The sequence below is a fragment of the Shewanella sp. genome (assembly GCF_041630135.1).
Classification (GTDB): domain Bacteria; phylum Pseudomonadota; class Gammaproteobacteria; order Enterobacterales; family Shewanellaceae; genus Shewanella.
Window position 1 is genome coordinate 1 of record NZ_JBFKLW010000033.1, and the last position, 15,943, is coordinate 15,943.

Below are 15,943 nucleotides of genomic sequence, written 5' to 3' on the forward strand. Positions count from 1 at the left end.
ACGTCTTGCTCTTCGTTTACCGCAGCCGTTTTTGTTTCTGTGGCTGGCTCATCATTTCCGATGGCGGGTGGCATTGTAGCCTGCTCATTGCTGGTCTGTTCCAGAGAGTCTTGCTGCAGCGGCATATCGCCGCTGTTTTCAGAGTATTCCTCAGTTGCCTTTGAAGCTTCTGCCATCACTTCAGTGGATTCGGTTGGCTCAATGCTGACATTTGCAGGACTGTCATCGGGAGAAGGAATGTTTATCGGGGCGCTGGCAGGCAATTCCTTGTTATCTGCGAGTACGGCTTTGGGGTACAGGCGTGCCCGGGTTGCCTGCAGTTCTTCATTTGCCTGCGCCAACATGGGTGTCAGTCCCAGATGAGAGTCGGGGGTGAAAAAACTGTGGCCGGTTAGCACTCGTTGAGGTTCAAGCTTTCGTGCAAACTGCTTGCGAAGCCGGGTGACAAGTGAATCAAGATTGGCTTCACTGTCCACGAACGCAAGCAGTATTATCTGATCGTCCACCCGGGCAGCCAAATCCGCTTCACGTAGATTATCGAATACCACCTGAGCCAGTGCTCTCATGCTGTCTTCTTTAGCATGCCCCTGGTACTGGGTACCGTTTTCCATTACGACCAGTCCGGCGTGAGAACCCAGTCGGCGACTAAGATTCAATTGCCTTGGCGCCATGAGGTTAAAGCCATGGCTGTTGAGCATTTGTGTGGCGTCGTCCTGTAGTGACAATCGCTCCATTTGTTTGGCCTGGCGATATAGTTTTAATTGCGCCTGCATAAAATCAACGATGGGCGCAGCGAGAGTCTGACAGGTTTCAATATTGGGCGGCAATCTGTCACATACCAGCAACACGGCACCGAACATCTGACCACCGGGCCAGTACAAAGGCAGTTGTATTAGTCCGTGCTGCCAAATTCCTTCAGATGGCAGTGACGGATTGGCCAGACGTGACATCAGACTTTCAACGGATTCAATGGAACCTTGGGTAAGCCCAACGTTTTTGTTTTGTTTGACAGACAATAATCTGGCATCGCCATCTTGATACTGTGCCAGTGCGCCGGCACTGGCTTTGAATAACTGACACAGCAACTGTGTCAGCTGATGCCAACGGGTTTCATCTATGGCCGAATGGGGGGTAATAAACATCCATTCGGGAGCTGGGGTTGAAGACATGAGAATTCACATAATCTAATTTTCGTTATTGCACCATAAGTTAGCTATCAAATTGTTAAAAATCCAGCTTAAAAACAACTGCAACTTATTCGACCAGTGTTTCTGTAGTGTTTTCTGTCGCTGCTTGCGCCTTTATTTTTTGCTCTTGCTGCCAGCTGTGCAGGTTCTCTTTAGCAAGTGTCAGCATAGGTCCGAGCTTGGTGCTGGTATCCGGTGTAAAGAACCGGAAGCTGTGATCTACTTTCAGATTGGGATCCTGTTGTTCCAGTTGTTTTTCTACTCTGTGAACAATATGCCGAAGGTCCCGCTCGTTATCCAAAAAGGCCAAAACGACGAACAGAGTTTCGGTATAGTGAGCTGCTATATCTGCGGTTCTGATAGTGTGCTGCACTATATTACCCAGCATTCGGTGGTGTCTTTCAGTAATGGTCTGTGATTTGTTTGGCTCGCTAAGCAATTCAAAAAAGATAATCCCTGCATGGGCTCCGAAACGCCTGCCCAAATTCAATTGTCTGGGCGCCATCATGATAAAACCGTAATGGTTGAGCATGCCGGTTTCCCGGTCTCGCATCGACAGCGACTCTACCCGATGGCTTTGACACAGCAGAGCCAGATCCTGTTGTAACAAAATCTGGAAAGGCTCCAGCATCAGGCTGTTCAGACTTTGGTTTTCTACCTTGTTATGGGATAGAACACACAGACAACCAAAAATCGAACCATCTGGCCACAGAATTGGCCTGGCGAGCAGTCCAACGCAGTCATCAAATTCCACTGGCAGTTCGCCGGTGGCGTAGCGGCTGAGATCCAGCGACACACCATCTGGCATGGCATTAACCAAATCGAGAAACAAGGGGGTATCCCGGTCGAAGGTTTGCCCTGACGTAAAGTGTGGAATTTCGCTGATGGCGCTGACGAGAATTTCAAAGCCTGAGGTGATTTTCTGTACAACGAATACATAATCGGCTTCGTAGTATCGTTTGATAAGTTCGCATTGATGCATCCAGCGAACCAAATTTATCTGAGGGCTGTCCGATTCGAGTAAGCTTGCATGGGGATTGACTGTTTCTGGCAGCATAAAGGATAGCGCCTAATTTGTTTGAGACTCAGTAAAGTGTGGTTGCCAAGTGGCAAAACCGCAAATATTACGTGTATTTCTCTGTGACACAGTAATGCTCAGGAACTCAGGTATAATGCGTTTTTTACCCTGAGGATAAGACTGATGATTCGACCGGCCACGCAGAATGATGTCTGTGCATTGTTAGCCTTGGAGCAGCGCCATGGCCGGGATGAGCTTGATAGTGATAACCCGTCACTGGAAGCGCAGTTGTTCGACCAGAGCGACTTCATAAAGCTGATTGATAATGAGCTTTTATTGCTGGCATTGCATGACGACACTATTGTTGGTTATGCCATCGTAGTGGGTGAAACCTTTTATCGGGGAATTCCATTTTATCGACGGCTGTTTTCCAGGGCGCGACGAGTCGCACAGGAATCGAATATACGCTGTGCCAGTTTTGGCTGTTATGGCCCTGTGTGGGTAGACCCCAAATATCGTGGCAAAGGCGTTTTTAGGCCGCTGGTGTCGGAAGTGATTTCGCTCGCTGCACGAAGATATGAGAGTCTGTTTACCTTTATTGCTGAAGAAAATGAGCATTCCCTTAATGCCCATGTTCAGGGGGCAAAAATGCAGGTAGTGGATTTTTTTGAAGATGATCAAAGGGGCTTTTATCTGTTGTTTAAATCATGCTGAAGTGTTTACCTTCCCTAAGCCTATTATAGTTAGGAGTATTGCTATCTGGGTGAGGCTCTTTTGCAATGGCGGGCAGGTTTCAGTTAGTCGACCGTAGCTTTCTTCTGGCGGTGCGCGAATCCTTTATTGCGCTGCTGCCGTGTATTAACGTGATCTTGGGGTGGTCAGTCATTCAAACCGGATTGTTGCATTTTGAAGGTAAGATCTTCCCTTGGGTGACACCCATATTTCTCAATGGCTGGATTGCTTCAGGTGGGATTGAAGTGGTGTTGGTGCAGATGCTGTTGCTGGTAATCGGCGTACTTGTCTATCGTCCCTTTATCAGGCAGTACAATGTTTTTGCCGATGCCGGCGATTTTGACAAGGAACTGATAAAGCGCGCCGAACTCCAGTATGATTTTGAGCGTCTGTCCGAGCGACAATATAGTCGTAATCAATCAGAAGCCCTTGCCGCAAATCGAAACCTGGAAAAAACAGTTAAAGAAGTGCTTTCAGGTGAACTACAGGTTTATTACCAGCCAAAATTGACGTTGCCAGACTGTTCCGTGGTGGGCTTTGAGGCCTTGTTGCGTCTGCAGGATGCACAGGGGCAGATAAAAGGGCCATGGTTTATTGATGCTTTTCAAAAAGCGGGTTACTCCCACGTCATTGATCGTTTTGTCACAGCGGCTGTGGCGGATGATCTGCAACAATGGAAGCAGTTGGGTTTCACCCCCAGGGTGAGCATTAATCTGGATCCCAATAACCTGAATGATGTCCAGGTAATGGAGCGATTACGGACTACTCTGGGGGAGTTTGCTTCGCAGGTTGAAGTGGAAATTCTGGAAACAGCTTTTATGAGGGATTTAGACGGCATAAATAAATCCATCCGTGATTTACAATCCCTGGGCTTTCGCTTTCTATTGGATGATTTTGGTACCGGCTTTTCGAGTTTGAGTTTACTCAGCCAAATCAGGGTAGACGGGATCAAATTGGATCGCACTATTCTGGCAAAGGCAGAAACAGAAAAAGGACAGGTACTTTATCAGCAGGTCTGCAATTTATGTCTCAATCTGGGTTTTACCCTGGTGGCGGAAGGGGGGGAAACTGACAAGGAGGCGCAATTTGTAGCAGATGCCGGCGTCAATTATGTGCAGGGCTGGTTGTATGCCAAGGCAATGCCAGCGAAGATGGCGATGGATTTTGCATTGGAACATAACAAGGGAAAAATGTCCGGTCGAATGTTGAATAGCGGAGCATGATGAGTATCAACGTTGAGAGTTTACTGCAGCCCTTTAATCACCACCCTCTTAGTGCCTGGGATAAACTCAGGTTTGCTTATAGTTTGTGTCATCATAACGGCATAAGCGTAAAGGCTTTTCAGGGGGGTGAACCCAGGGAGGGTTATTGGTTAGAGGCGCATGGAATGACTGTGTTTTGTGGCCATGTAAACCATTGGTCGGGGTGTTGGGACTTTCGGGCGCTGCCGGCCAATATTCAGCTGACTGAGTTGGAGCTCAGTGCAGTACCTGAGTCACAACTGGCATTTATGCTGGTGGAAACGGCGCATTTTGATCACTGCTGAAGTAACCTGGATATCTGTTGCAGGTACAAAAAAACCGCCTTTCGGCGGTTTTTTTTCGGGCAAAACCGGATTACAGACCTGAGTCTGAGCGCAGGGCTTCGGCTTTGTCGGTTTGCTCCCAAGGGAACTCGTTGCGGCCGAAGTGGCCGTATGCGGCGGTCGCCTGGTAAATCGGACGCGTCAGGTTCAGCATTTCAGTCAGACCATATGGGCGCAGGTCGAAGTGCTGGCGTACCAGTTGAATAAGCTTTTCTTCTGGCAGTCTGCCGGTACCAAAGGTTTCGATACTGATAGAGGTTGGCTCGGCCACGCCAATGGCATAAGAAACCTGAATTTCACAGCGGTCAGCCAGACCGGCTGCAACCAGGTTTTTGGCAACATAACGGGCCGCATAGGCTGCAGAGCGGTCAACCTTGGATGGGTCTTTACCGGAGAAAGCGCCACCGCCGTGACGGGCCATACCGCCGTAGGTGTCAACGATGATCTTGCGGCCAGTCAGACCACAGTCACCCATTGGGCCACCAATTACGAAACGGCCGGTTGGGTTGATAAAGAACTTGGTGTCCTTGTTCAGCCACTGGGCAGGTACCACAGGCTTGATGATGGTTTCCATCACGCCTTCTACCAGGTCGGCCTGAGATACTGTATCGCAGTGCTGGGTAGACAACACGATGGCATCGATACCGACAATCTTGCCTTCATCGTAAGCAAAAGTGACCTGTGACTTGGCGTCTGGGCGCAACCATGGCAGGGTGCCATCTTTACGTACTTCTGATTGACGTTTCACCAGTGCATGAGCATAGGTAATTGGGGCTGGCATCAGTACGTCAGTTTCGTTGCTGGCGTAGCCGAACATCAGACCCTGGTCACCGGCGCCCTGTTCACGAGGGTCGGCACGGTCAACACCCTGGTTGATGTCAGGAGACTGCTTACCGATGGCGCTCAGTACCGCGCAGGAATCGGCATCGAAGCCCATGTCTGAATGCACATAACCGATTTCACGTACGGTTTTACGGGTCAGCTCTTCGATATCAACCCAGGCGGAGGTAGTGATTTCACCACCTACCATCACCATACCGGTTTTTACGTAAGTTTCGCAGGCAACGCGGGCCTTTGGATCCTGAGCCAGGATGGCGTCGAGTACTGCATCGGAGATCTGGTCTGCGATTTTATCGGGATGACCTTCTGAGACCGACTCAGAGGTAAACAAGTGTTTTGCCATGTTTGGAAAATCTCGTCTTTAAGCGTTAAACGTGTAGAAGCATCTACATCTAGACGGCCATTTTAGTTGAATTTCTCTCCACAATCATCCCCCGTATGGGAAAATTAGTATCATTTGTGACCCTGATGCCAGAGTCTTATGCAGCTGTTTTGATTGTGACACTTATTAATCGTAATAAATTCATGCTGATACACTGCATTGTTATCGGAGGGGGGGTGGGGGAGTTTGCTATAGCGACCGTTGAAAGCTGGGAGTTGTGGTTTTTATACAGCATTGGTGGAAATTTAAATTTGCGTCCACAACCCCTGTTAAGGGAAAATATGTGCCCACAATTGCCCGAAACGCCTCAATACAAGCAGGAGAGAGCATGTCTCGTAAAGAACTCGCCAACGCTATCCGTGTCCTCAGCATGGACGCCGTTCAAAAGGCCAACTCCGGTCACCCCGGTGCCCCAATGGGGATGGCTGATATTGCCGAAGTCCTTTGGCGCGGTCATCTGAAGCACAACCCCACCAACCCACAGTGGGCCGATCGCGACCGTTTCATCCTCTCCAATGGCCACGGCTCCATGCTGCACTACTCGCTGCTGCACCTGGCCGGCTATGACCTGTCTATTGAAGATCTCAAGCAGTTCCGTCAGTTGCACTCCCGTACCCCGGGTCACCCTGAGTACGGTTATGCCCCAGGCATCGAAACCACCACGGGTCCTCTGGGTCAGGGCATCACCAACGGTGTGGGTATGGCGATTGCTGAGAAAGTGCTGGCTGCCCAGTTCAACCGTGACGGCCACGACATCGTTGACCACTACACCTACGTATTCATGGGCGATGGCTGCTTGATGGAAGGTATCTCCCACGAGGCTTGCTCTTTGGCTGGCACTCTGGGTCTGGGCAAACTGATTGCCTTCTGGGATGACAACGGCATCTCTATCGACGGTCACGTTGAAGGTTGGTTCACCGACGACACGCCAAAGCGTTTCGAATCTTACGGCTGGCACGTGATTGCCGCTGTTGACGGTCACGATGCCGACGCCATCGATGCTGCCATCAAGGCGGCCAAGGCTGACCCTCGTCCAACCCTCATCTGCTGTAAGACTGTGATTGGTTACGGCTCTCCCAACAAGTCAGGTTCACACGACTGCCACGGCGCGCCACTGGGCGATGCTGAAATCGCAGCCGCCCGTGAATTCCTTGGCTGGAAGCACGACCCGTTCGTTATTCCTGCTGACGTATATGCCGAGTGGGATGCCAAAGAAGCCGGTAGCGCTTCTGAAAAAGCCTGGGATGCCAAGTTTGCCGCTTACGCCGCTGCTTACCCAGAGCTGGCTGCTGAATACCAGCGCCGCGTGAACGGTGAACTGCCTGCCAACTTCGGCGCACAAGCTCAGGCCTACATCGAGAAGCTGCAGAACAACCCTGCCAACATCGCTTCCCGTAAAGCCTCACAAAACGCCCTGGAAGCCTTCGGCGCCATGCTGCCTGAATTCCTCGGCGGCAGTGCTGACCTGGCCCCATCCAACCTGACCATGTACTCGGCTTCCAAGTCCATCACAGGTGACGACGCCAGCGGTAACTACCTGCACTACGGTGTGCGTGAGTTCGGTATGACCGCCATCATCAACGGTATCGCTCTGCACGGCGGCTTCGTGCCTTACGGCGCTACCTTCCTGATGTTTATGGAATATGCCCGTAACGCCATGCGTATGGCTGCACTGATGAAGGTGCAGAACATCCAGGTTTACACCCACGACTCAATCGGTCTGGGTGAAGACGGCCCGACTCACCAGCCTGTTGAGCAAATCGCTTCTCTGCGCGTGACCCCGAACATGAGCACCTGGCGCCCATGTGACCAGGTTGAGTCTGCCGTTGCCTGGAAATACGCCATCGAGCGCAAAGACGGCCCGACTTCGCTTATCTTCTCCCGTCAGAACCTGGCACAAATGCCACGTACTGCAGAGCAGCTGGCGAACGTCACCAAGGGCGGATATGTGCTGGTAGACAGCGCTGCTGCGCCTGAGCTCATCATCATCGCCACTGGCTCTGAAGTTGAGCTGGCCGTGAAAGCCCAGGCCGAACTGACCGCCAAGGGCAAACAGGTGCGCGTGGTGTCCATGCCATCTACTGATGCCTTCGACAAGCAGGATGCGGCCTATAAAGAAGCCGTTCTGCCCGCCGGCGTCACAAAACGCGTGGCCGTGGAAGCGGGTATTGCCGATTACTGGTATAAGTATGTGGGTCTGAACGGCCGCATCATCGGCATGACCAGCTTCGGCGAGTCAGCACCAGCCAATCAGCTGTTTGAAATGTTCGGCTTCACCGTCGACAAGGTGGTTGCCGCCGCCGAAGAGCTGCTGGGTTAATACTGACGCGAGCAAGGTGGCAGCCTGGCTGCCACCAGTCTGACCGGCGTTGCCGGTCAGCCTCTGTCGGCAGGGGAGCCGACAGGGTTTTCACCCTCCCCAGAGGAATTGCTCACCACTATGATCCGTGTTGCTATCAATGGTTATGGCCGTATCGGTCGCTCCGTGCTTCGGGCGCTTTATGAGTCCGGCAAACGGGGGCAGATACAGCTGGTCGCCATTAATGAACTGGCCAAGCCCGAGGCCATAGTTCACCTGACCAATTACGACACCACCCACGGCCGTTTCCATACCCGTGCCAGCCTCGATGAAGGCATGATGCACCTTGGAGATGACGCCATCCGCTTGCTGGCCATTGAAGATGCCGCCACGCTGCCCTGGCACGAGCTGGATGTGGATTTGGTGTTTGAATGCACTGGCGCCCTCAATGACAGGCAAAGCGCCGAAGCGCATATTCAGGCTGGTGCCGGCAAGGTACTGATAAGCCACCCGTCCTCTGCTGATGTTGATGCCACCATTGTGTATGGGGTTAACGATGCCAGCCTAAAAGCCACAGATACCGTTGTCTCCAACGCCTCCTGTACCACCAATTGTCTGGTACCGGTCATCGACGTACTTGACCGCCACTTTGGGGTGAAGAGCGGCGCCATCACCACCATTCACTCGGCCATGAACGATCAGCAGGTAATTGATGCCTACCATGACGACCTGCGTCGTACCCGCGCTGCCAGTCAGTCGATTATTCCGGTGGACACCAAACTTGCCAGAGGGATTGAGCGCATCCTGCCGCAGATGAAAGACAAGTTTGAGGCGATTTCGGTACGGGTGCCTACAATAAATGTCACTGCCATCGACCTCTCAGTGACCCTGGATACCCGGGTGGATATCGCCACCATCAACGCCGCGCTCAAGGCCGCCGCCGATGGCAGTGCCAGCGGCATACTGGGCTATACAGATGAGCCTCTGGTATCATGTGACTTTAACCATGACCCGCGCTCCAGCGTGGTGGATGGTACCCAGACCCGTGTCAGTGCCGGGCATCTGGTGAAAATGCTGCTGTGGTGCGACAACGAGTGGGGTTTTGCCAACCGCATGCTCGATACTGCCCTGGCCATGGCCGCCACAGAAGCTGATTGACCTTACAGAATAATTGAAGAAGAGCAGGGACAGGCTTTTCTCACAAGAATTTGTTTTTGATTAAAAATAAGGAAGCAATACCATGACAATTATCAAAATGTCAGACCTGGATCTTAACGGCAAGCGCGTGCTTATCCGTGAAGATCTGAACGTGCCTGTGGCCGATGGCGTTGTCACCAGTGATGCCCGCTTGCGTGCATCCCTGCCAACTATCAGGCTGGCACTGGAAAAAGGCGCAGCGGTAATGGTGATGTCTCACCTGGGCCGTCCGACCGAAGGCGAGTACAACGAAGAGTTCTCCATGAAGCCTGTGGTGAACTACCTGACTGCCGCGCTGGATTGCCCTGTGCGTCTGGTCAGCGACTACCTCGATGGCGTCGATGTTGCCGTTGGCGAAGTGGTTGTGTTCGAAAACGTGCGCTTTAACAAAGGCGAGAAGAAGAACGACGAGGCGCTGTCGAAGAAGATGGCAGCCCTGTGTGACGTTTACGTGATGGATGCCTTCGGTACTGCACACCGCGCCGAAGCCTCCACCAACGGTGTTGGCCTGTATGCGCCAATCGCCTGCGCGGGCCCTTTGCTTGCTGCTGAGCTTGACGCCCTGGGTAAGGCGCTGGACAACCCGGCCCGTCCGCTGGTGGCTATCGTGGGTGGTTCCAAGGTATCAACCAAGCTGACCGTGCTCGAGTCACTTTCCGGCATCGTTGACCAGTTGGTGGTTGGCGGCGGTATCGCCAACACCTTTATTGCCGCTGCCGGTAATCAGGTAGGCAAGTCGCTGTATGAAGCCGACCTGATTGATGAAGCCAAGCGTCTGGTGGCCAATGCCCAGAGCCGCGGCGGCGATATCCCTGTGCCTACTGATGTGGTAGTGGGTAAAGAGTTCAGCCCAACCGCCGTTGCTACTCTGAAAGATGTGAGCGACGTGGCCGCAGACGATATGATTTTCGATATCGGCCCAGACAGCGCCGAGGCCCTGGCCGCCATCCTCAAGAACGCCGGTACCATAGTCTGGAACGGCCCTGTGGGTGTGTTCGAGTTTGACCAGTTCGGTGAAGGTACCAAGCGTATCGCCCAGGCGATTGCTGAGTCTTCAGCGTTTTCTATCGCCGGTGGTGGCGATACCCTGGCGGCCGTGGACAAGTACGGCATTGCCGACAAGGTGTCTTACATCTCTACCGGTGGCGGCGCCTTCCTTGAGTTCCTCGAAGGCAAGGAGCTGCCCGCCGTGGCCATGCTCACCGCCCGTGGTGCCAAGGCATAACACTGCAACACATTACTATTATTAGAAGAAACCGCCTCCCGGGACACCGGGAGGCATAAAAATCAGTCCAAACGATAGCGACCTCGGTGACCCTCATTCAGCATGGATGTCACCCTATTAATGGAGTAAAAAATGGCCCTTATTTCCCTACGTCAACTGCTGGACCACGCTGCAGAGCATGGTTACGGTGTGCCTGCGTTCAACGTGAACAACCTTGAGCAGATGCGCGCCATCATGCAGGCGGCCGAAGCCACCGACAGCCCTGTGATTGTTCAGGCCTCTGCCGGTGCCCGCAAGTACGCCCGTCCTCAGTTCCTCAAGTATCTGATGAACGCCGCCCTCGAGCAGTATCCTGATATCCCTGTGTGTATTCACCAGGACCACGGCACCCACCCCGACGTGTGCCAGCGTTCTATCCAGCTGGGTATGAGCTCAGTGATGATGGATGGCTCTTTGATGTCAGACGGTAAAACCCCGGCTTCTTACGATTACAACGTTGATGTGACCCGCAAGACTGTGGCATTTGCCCACGCCTGTGGTGTGTCTGTTGAAGGTGAAATCGGCTGTCTGGGTAGCCTGGAAACCGGTACTGCCGGTGAAGAAGATGGTATCGGTGCCGCTGGCGTACTGAGCCACGACCAGCTGCTCACCACCGCCGAAGAAGCTGCCCGCTTTGTAGCCGACACCCACGTGGATGCCCTGGCCATTGCCATCGGTACCAGCCACGGTGCCTACAAGTTCAGCCGTAAGCCTACCGGCGATGTGCTGCGTATCGACCGCATCAAAGAAATCCACGCCCGCATCCCCAACACTCACCTAGTAATGCACGGCTCTTCTTCTGTGCCCCAGTACTGGCTGGAAATCATCAACCAATACGGTGGTGACATCCCTGAGACCTATGGTGTGCCGCTGGAAGAAATCGTGGAAGGCATCAAGCACGGCGTGCGTAAGGTGAACATCGATACCGACCTGCGTCTGGCCTCTACCGGCGCGGTACGTAAGTTCCTCGCAGAGAACCCAAGTGAGTTCGACCCACGTAAGTTCCTCAAGGCCTCCATGGAAGCCATGGCCGATATCTGTACCGAGCGCTACGAAGCCTTTGGCTGTGCCGGTATGGCATCGAAAATCAAGCCGCTGTCACTGCAGGCCATGTACAAGCGTTATCAGACCGGCGAGCTGGATCCGAAGATCAACCTCTAATTCCGCTGATAACAACAAGCCCGCAATTGCGGGCTTTTTTACTGTTTAACAATACCCCCTGGATGGACTAAGCGAGAGTACTGTCGCACACTTTGTGCTGCAAGCCTTTGTCTTTGGAGTCTTTAATGACGCAAGAATTTGCCCCTTTTTCTTTTGATAACAGTTTTGTACGTGAACTTCCCGAATGTTACGAACGCTGGCAGGGAGCAAGGGTGCCGGATCCGGCGCTGGTGTGTTTTAACCTGCAGCTTGCTGAATCATTGGGAATGGACTTGACTCTGGCGCCGGATCCAAGATTGCCGGCATTTTTTGCTGGTATGTTGCCGGCACAGGGCAGCGAACCTGTGGCATTGATTTATGCCGGACACCAATTTGGCGGTTTTTCACCGCGGCTTGGTGATGGGCGTGCACTCCTGTTGGGTGAGGTGATTGATAACCAGGGGCAACGTAAAGATATACATCTGAAAGGTTCGGGGCGAACAAACTTTTCCCGTGGCGGCGACGGTAAGGCGGTATTGGGGCCGGTGCTGCGTGAGTATTTAATGGGGGAGGCCATGTACGCCCTTGGCATTCCAACGACCCGGGCCCTTGCGGCCATGAGAACCGGCGAAAATGTACATCGTGATGGTATTAAACCGGGGGCAATACTGGTACGGGTGGCCGCCAGTCATATACGAGTGGGGACCTTTGAATATTTTGCGGCCAGGGGCGAGTTTGAAGTGGTTGAGCAGTTGGTTGCATACAGTCTCAGGCGTCATTATCCCCAACGACAGCATGACCCGCTACCGGCGATGTCGTTGCTCGAGGAAGTGTCAAAAGCTCAGGCCAAACTGGTAGCGCAGTGGATGGGAGTCGGCTTTATCCATGGGGTGATGAATACCGACAATGTAACCATTTCCGGCGAAACCATCGACTATGGTCCCTGCGCCTTTATGGACAGGTACGATGCCCGCACCGTGTTCAGTTCCATCGATCATCAGGGGCGCTATGCGTACGGAAACCAGCCCGGGATCGCCCGTTGGAATTTAGCGCGTTTTGCAGAAGCCTTGCTGCCATTGTTATCGACCAATGAAGCCGAGGCTCAGGCAAGGGCTCATGGGGTGTTGGATGCATTCGCCGAGGACTATACACAGGCATGGCTTGAGGTATTTGCGGCTAAATTTGGCCTTGTCGATACCCAGGATGGCGACCTGGATCTGTTCATGGATTTTCTTAAGCTGTTGGGGGAGCTTAATTTGGACTTTACCCAGGCTTTCAGAGCACTGTCCAAGAGTCTGATACCGGGCGATGACCATGGAATAGTGAGCCTGAGTGGGCAAGACTCTGCAAGTCTCGAGTCCTGGCTGGAACGTTGGCGTTTGCGTTTGGCTGGAAGCTCTCCAGATAAGGTGCAACAGCGCCTGCTTGCCAATAATCCGGTTTACATTCCCCGGAATCACCTGTTGCAGGCGGCATTGGATGCTGCCGAAAGCGGCGATATGATGCCATTTGAACAATTGCTTAAGTTGGTGTCCCATCCTTTTACAGAGCAAGAAGGTTTCCAGTCATTTGCATTGCCTGCACCCGATGATTTTGGTTCATTCCAAACGTTTTGTGGTACCTGATGGTGGCGATGTTTTCTGACGTTTTCACTTAATCTGGCATTGATGGCTGTTGGTTTAATGTGAGGAATTTTTCATTCTCTGGCTCAGGTGTTACCATGTGCGCCGATTTTTGAAGCGAAAACATCTGATAAGGAAAAGAGAATGATGAACAAACTGCTGATTGCCGCGGCCTTGTCAGCGGCAATGCCTTTAACCGCCATTGCCGGTGCAGACTTTGTGGAAGGGGATAAGACTTTCGCCGGTGAAGCTGAGCTTGGTGCCACTCTTACCACGGGTAATACCGATACTTCATCACTGAAAGGCCGCCTTGGCTTGAAACATGAGTTGGGTAACTGGGAAAACCAGTACACATTAGAAGCGCTTTACAAAGAAGATACCGATGAGGTGACTGCCGAGCGTTACTTCGCTGGTGCTCAGGGTAACTACAAGTTTGATGATGACGACTATCTGTTTGTTAATGCCAACTACGAGCAGGATCCCTTTACCGGTTATGACTACAAGTTCACTGCCGCCATGGGTTATGGTCACCACCTGATAGATACAGATAAAACGACTCTCTCACTAGAAGCAGGTCCGGGTTTTCAATACAAACGCCTTGATGATGTGCAGGCTGCGCTGCTGGGCGATACATCTGAAAGCAATGTAGTTGCCCACGGTGTAATGAATTTTGAGACTGAAATCAGTGAATCTTCCAAGTTTAAGCAGCTCATTGTGGCCGACTATGGTGACAAGCTGGAGGCTCGTTCAGAGTCATCGTTGACTGCGAATATTATAGGTTCGCTGGCGATGAAATTTGCTGTGGTGGTTCGATATAACAGCGATCCATTAGACGGTAAAAAGAGCACAGATACTGAAACCAATATGACTCTGCTTTACGCATTCTGAAAATAGTTCGCGATGGATTAAAAGGCGCCCTCAGGCGCCTTTTTGTTTTTTTATTACCACCTTGTGGGTAAATGTTAAAAATAACTGCAAATTTTTGTGATTCAGGCAAAGCTTATTCTATGAAAGTTGCGCTCAATCAACATTTGTACCACGTCCGGCATGCTACTTTCTGCGCAGTTTCCACCGAGTAAGGCTAACTATGAGAACAAAGCATTTGGTTGGGGGAGTCCAGCGCACAGCGGGACTTGCGATTGCATTATTAATGACGACATTGTTTGCACCCATGGCATGGGCGAGCAGTGGCGGTGGCGGCGAGTGGCTGGATCTGACCCACTCGGGCGTAGGGTATGTTGCATTGGTTATTTTTGTGCTGGCTTACACCCTGGTGATGCTGGAAGAAAAGTTACACCTGCGCAAGTCAAAGCCGGTACTGGTTGCTGCGGGTATTATCTGGGGTATGCTGGGGTTTGTGTACAGCCAAAATGGCATGTCAGATGTTGCTGAGATGGCGTTTAAGCATAACTTGCTGGAGTATGCCGAGTTATTGCTGTTTTTGCTGGTTGCCATGACCTACATTAACGCCATGGAGGAACGCAGCTTGTTTGATGCACTGCGTGCCTGGATGGTGAGCCGGGGCTTCAGTCTCAGGCAGGTATTCTGGCTTTCTGGTATTCTGGCATTCTTTATCTCTCCTGTGGCCGACAACCTGACCACGGCACTGCTGATGTGTGCCGTTGTGATGAAGGTGGGGGGAGAAAATCACCGTTTTATTACGCTGTCGTGTATCAATATTGTGGTGGCGGCAAATGCCGGCGGTGCTTTCAGTCCCTTCGGTGATATCACCACCCTGATGGTCTGGCAAAAAGGTATAGTGCCTTTTGTAGAGTTCTTCGACCTCTTTGTCCCGTCTGCGGTGAATTTCCTCGTGCCTGCATTTATCATGAGCTTTTTCATCGGCAACGAGCGTCCGGCAGCCATGTCGGAGCGGGTCTACATGCGCCGTGGGGCAAAACGTATTGTCGGTCTGTTTTTGCTGACTATTGCGTCCGCTGTGATGGCTCACTCTTTCCTGGGCATGCCACCGGTACTGGGCATGATGACAGGTTTGGGATTACTGCAGTTTTTCGGTTACTTCCTGCGTAAAACCTTTAACCATTCGGTTGAAAAGGCCAAAGCACTGGCTGAAGCGCGTCAGGATCAAGAACGCCTGAAGTATCTGGGTAACGTTGTGCCATTTGATGTGTTCAGCCGGGTTGCCCGTGCTGAATGGGATACACTGCTGTTTTTCTACGGTGTGGTGCTCTGTGTAGGCGGCCTTGGTTTTATGGGATACCTGACCCTGGTATCTGAGGCCATGTACACCCACTGGGATCCAACCTATGCCAATATTGCAGTTGGTGTGTTGTCAGCGATTGTTGATAACATCCCCGTGATGTTTGCCGTGCTGACCATGAATCCTGACATGGCATTGGGTCAGTGGCTGCTCGTGACCCTGACCGCAGGGGTAGGCGGCAGCATGCTTTCTATTGGCAGTGCCGCTGGTGTGGCCCTGATGGGGCAAGCCCGGGGGATTTATACCTTTGGAGCGCACCTGAAGTGGACGCCGGTGATAGCCCTGGGTTATGTCGCCAGCATTCTGGTGCACCTGTGGATAAATTCAGGCACCTTCTGATCACATTTACATTATCGTGGTTACTTTTGTAAGTGATTGAATCAACAGTAATCCATTATCGCTCACGTTTTTGAATGATATCTCTGTTCAGGCCGTGCGGATCACATATCCGCGCGG

13 protein-coding genes are annotated in these 15,943 nt (G+C 52.2%); 10 read left to right on the forward strand and 3 right to left on the reverse strand.

Annotated features, from left to right (window positions below; genetic code table 11):
- On the reverse strand, positions 1-1,169 hold a 1,169-nt coding region (locus ABYK60_RS10580; RefSeq protein WP_372871988.1), incomplete at its 3' end, for a GGDEF domain-containing protein.
- An 85-nt stretch (positions 1,170-1,254) separates the two neighbouring features.
- Positions 1,255-2,244, reverse strand: a complete 990-nt coding sequence (locus tag ABYK60_RS10585) for a GGDEF domain-containing protein (protein WP_372871989.1) — start codon at positions 2,242-2,244, stop codon at positions 1,255-1,257.
- Positions 2,245-2,388: 144 nt separating this feature from the next.
- Here ABYK60_RS10585 and ABYK60_RS10590 point away from each other — a divergent pair, with 144 nt between their 5' ends.
- The 3 genes from ABYK60_RS10590 (at position 2,389) to ABYK60_RS10600 (ending at position 4,483) form a co-directional block, all read left to right on the forward strand.
- The gene (locus ABYK60_RS10590; RefSeq protein ID WP_372871990.1) at positions 2,389-2,919 is read left to right on the forward strand and encodes an N-acetyltransferase family protein; all 531 of its coding nucleotides are present in this window, start codon (positions 2,389-2,391) and stop codon (positions 2,917-2,919) included.
- Positions 2,920-2,984: 65 nt separating this feature from the next.
- Positions 2,985-4,160 carry an EAL domain-containing protein gene (locus ABYK60_RS10595; RefSeq protein WP_372871991.1) on the forward strand — a complete coding sequence of 392 codons (1,176 nt, stop codon included), beginning with the start codon at positions 2,985-2,987 and terminating at the stop codon, positions 4,158-4,160.
- A 164-nt stretch (positions 4,161-4,324) separates the two neighbouring features.
- Positions 4,325-4,483 carry a hypothetical protein gene (locus tag ABYK60_RS10600; protein ID WP_372871992.1) on the forward strand — a complete coding sequence of 53 codons (159 nt, stop codon included), beginning with the start codon at positions 4,325-4,327 and terminating at the stop codon, positions 4,481-4,483.
- Positions 4,484-4,553: 70 nt separating this feature from the next.
- On the opposite strand, the gene metK is transcribed toward ABYK60_RS10600, so the two are convergent.
- Complete coding sequence (gene metK / locus ABYK60_RS10605; RefSeq protein ID WP_372871993.1) at positions 4,554-5,705, reverse strand: methionine adenosyltransferase; 1,152 nt, start codon at positions 5,703-5,705, stop codon at positions 4,554-4,556.
- A gap of 367 nt (positions 5,706-6,072) precedes the next feature.
- On the opposite strand from metK, the gene tkt reads away from it, so the two are divergent.
- From tkt to nhaD, 7 genes are all read left to right on the forward strand, one after another.
- Positions 6,073-8,064 (forward strand): transketolase, encoded by a 1,992-nt coding sequence (gene tkt, locus ABYK60_RS10610; RefSeq protein WP_372871994.1) that lies wholly within the window; start codon positions 6,073-6,075, stop codon positions 8,062-8,064.
- Between the two features lie 120 nt (positions 8,065-8,184).
- Positions 8,185-9,201 carry an erythrose-4-phosphate dehydrogenase gene (gene epd, locus ABYK60_RS10615; RefSeq protein ID WP_372871995.1) on the forward strand — a complete coding sequence of 339 codons (1,017 nt, stop codon included), beginning with the start codon at positions 8,185-8,187 and terminating at the stop codon, positions 9,199-9,201.
- A gap of 82 nt (positions 9,202-9,283) precedes the next feature.
- The gene (locus tag ABYK60_RS10620) at positions 9,284-10,465 is read left to right on the forward strand and encodes a phosphoglycerate kinase (RefSeq protein WP_372871996.1); all 1,182 of its coding nucleotides are present in this window, start codon (positions 9,284-9,286) and stop codon (positions 10,463-10,465) included.
- 132 nt (positions 10,466-10,597) lie between these two features.
- Positions 10,598-11,665 carry a class II fructose-bisphosphate aldolase gene (fba, locus tag ABYK60_RS10625; RefSeq protein ID WP_372871997.1) on the forward strand — a complete coding sequence of 356 codons (1,068 nt, stop codon included), beginning with the start codon at positions 10,598-10,600 and terminating at the stop codon, positions 11,663-11,665.
- A gap of 125 nt (positions 11,666-11,790) precedes the next feature.
- Entirely contained in the window at positions 11,791-13,269 is a 1,479-nt protein-coding gene (locus tag ABYK60_RS10630) for a YdiU family protein (RefSeq protein ID WP_372871998.1), read from the forward strand.
- A gap of 144 nt (positions 13,270-13,413) precedes the next feature.
- Positions 13,414-14,154 carry a YdiY family protein gene (locus ABYK60_RS10635; RefSeq protein ID WP_372872023.1) on the forward strand — a complete coding sequence of 247 codons (741 nt, stop codon included), beginning with the start codon at positions 13,414-13,416 and terminating at the stop codon, positions 14,152-14,154.
- A 199-nt stretch (positions 14,155-14,353) separates the two neighbouring features.
- The gene (gene nhaD / locus ABYK60_RS10640; protein WP_372871999.1) at positions 14,354-15,826 is read left to right on the forward strand and encodes a sodium:proton antiporter NhaD; all 1,473 of its coding nucleotides are present in this window, start codon (positions 14,354-14,356) and stop codon (positions 15,824-15,826) included.
- The last annotated feature ends 117 nt before the right edge of the window (positions 15,827-15,943 follow it).

Coding starts and splice junctions, on each gene's coding strand:
- ABYK60_RS10585 (WP_372871989.1), bottom strand. CDS start 2,244: ATGCTGCCAGAAACAGTCAATCCCCATGCAAGCTTACTCGAATCGGAC.
- ABYK60_RS10590 (WP_372871990.1), top strand. CDS start 2,389: ATGATTCGACCGGCCACGCAGAATGATGTCTGTGCATTGTTAGCCTTG.
- ABYK60_RS10595 (WP_372871991.1), top strand. CDS start 2,985: ATGGCGGGCAGGTTTCAGTTAGTCGACCGTAGCTTTCTTCTGGCGGTG.
- ABYK60_RS10600 (WP_372871992.1), top strand. CDS start 4,325: ATGACTGTGTTTTGTGGCCATGTAAACCATTGGTCGGGGTGTTGGGAC.
- metK (WP_372871993.1), bottom strand. CDS start 5,705: ATGGCAAAACACTTGTTTACCTCTGAGTCGGTCTCAGAAGGTCATCCC.
- tkt (WP_372871994.1), top strand. CDS start 6,073: ATGTCTCGTAAAGAACTCGCCAACGCTATCCGTGTCCTCAGCATGGAC.
- epd (WP_372871995.1), top strand. CDS start 8,185: ATGATCCGTGTTGCTATCAATGGTTATGGCCGTATCGGTCGCTCCGTG.
- ABYK60_RS10620 (WP_372871996.1), top strand. CDS start 9,284: ATGACAATTATCAAAATGTCAGACCTGGATCTTAACGGCAAGCGCGTG.
- fba (WP_372871997.1), top strand. CDS start 10,598: ATGGCCCTTATTTCCCTACGTCAACTGCTGGACCACGCTGCAGAGCAT.
- ABYK60_RS10630 (WP_372871998.1), top strand. CDS start 11,791: ATGACGCAAGAATTTGCCCCTTTTTCTTTTGATAACAGTTTTGTACGT.
- ABYK60_RS10635 (WP_372872023.1), top strand. CDS start 13,414: ATGAACAAACTGCTGATTGCCGCGGCCTTGTCAGCGGCAATGCCTTTA.
- nhaD (WP_372871999.1), top strand. CDS start 14,354: ATGAGAACAAAGCATTTGGTTGGGGGAGTCCAGCGCACAGCGGGACTT.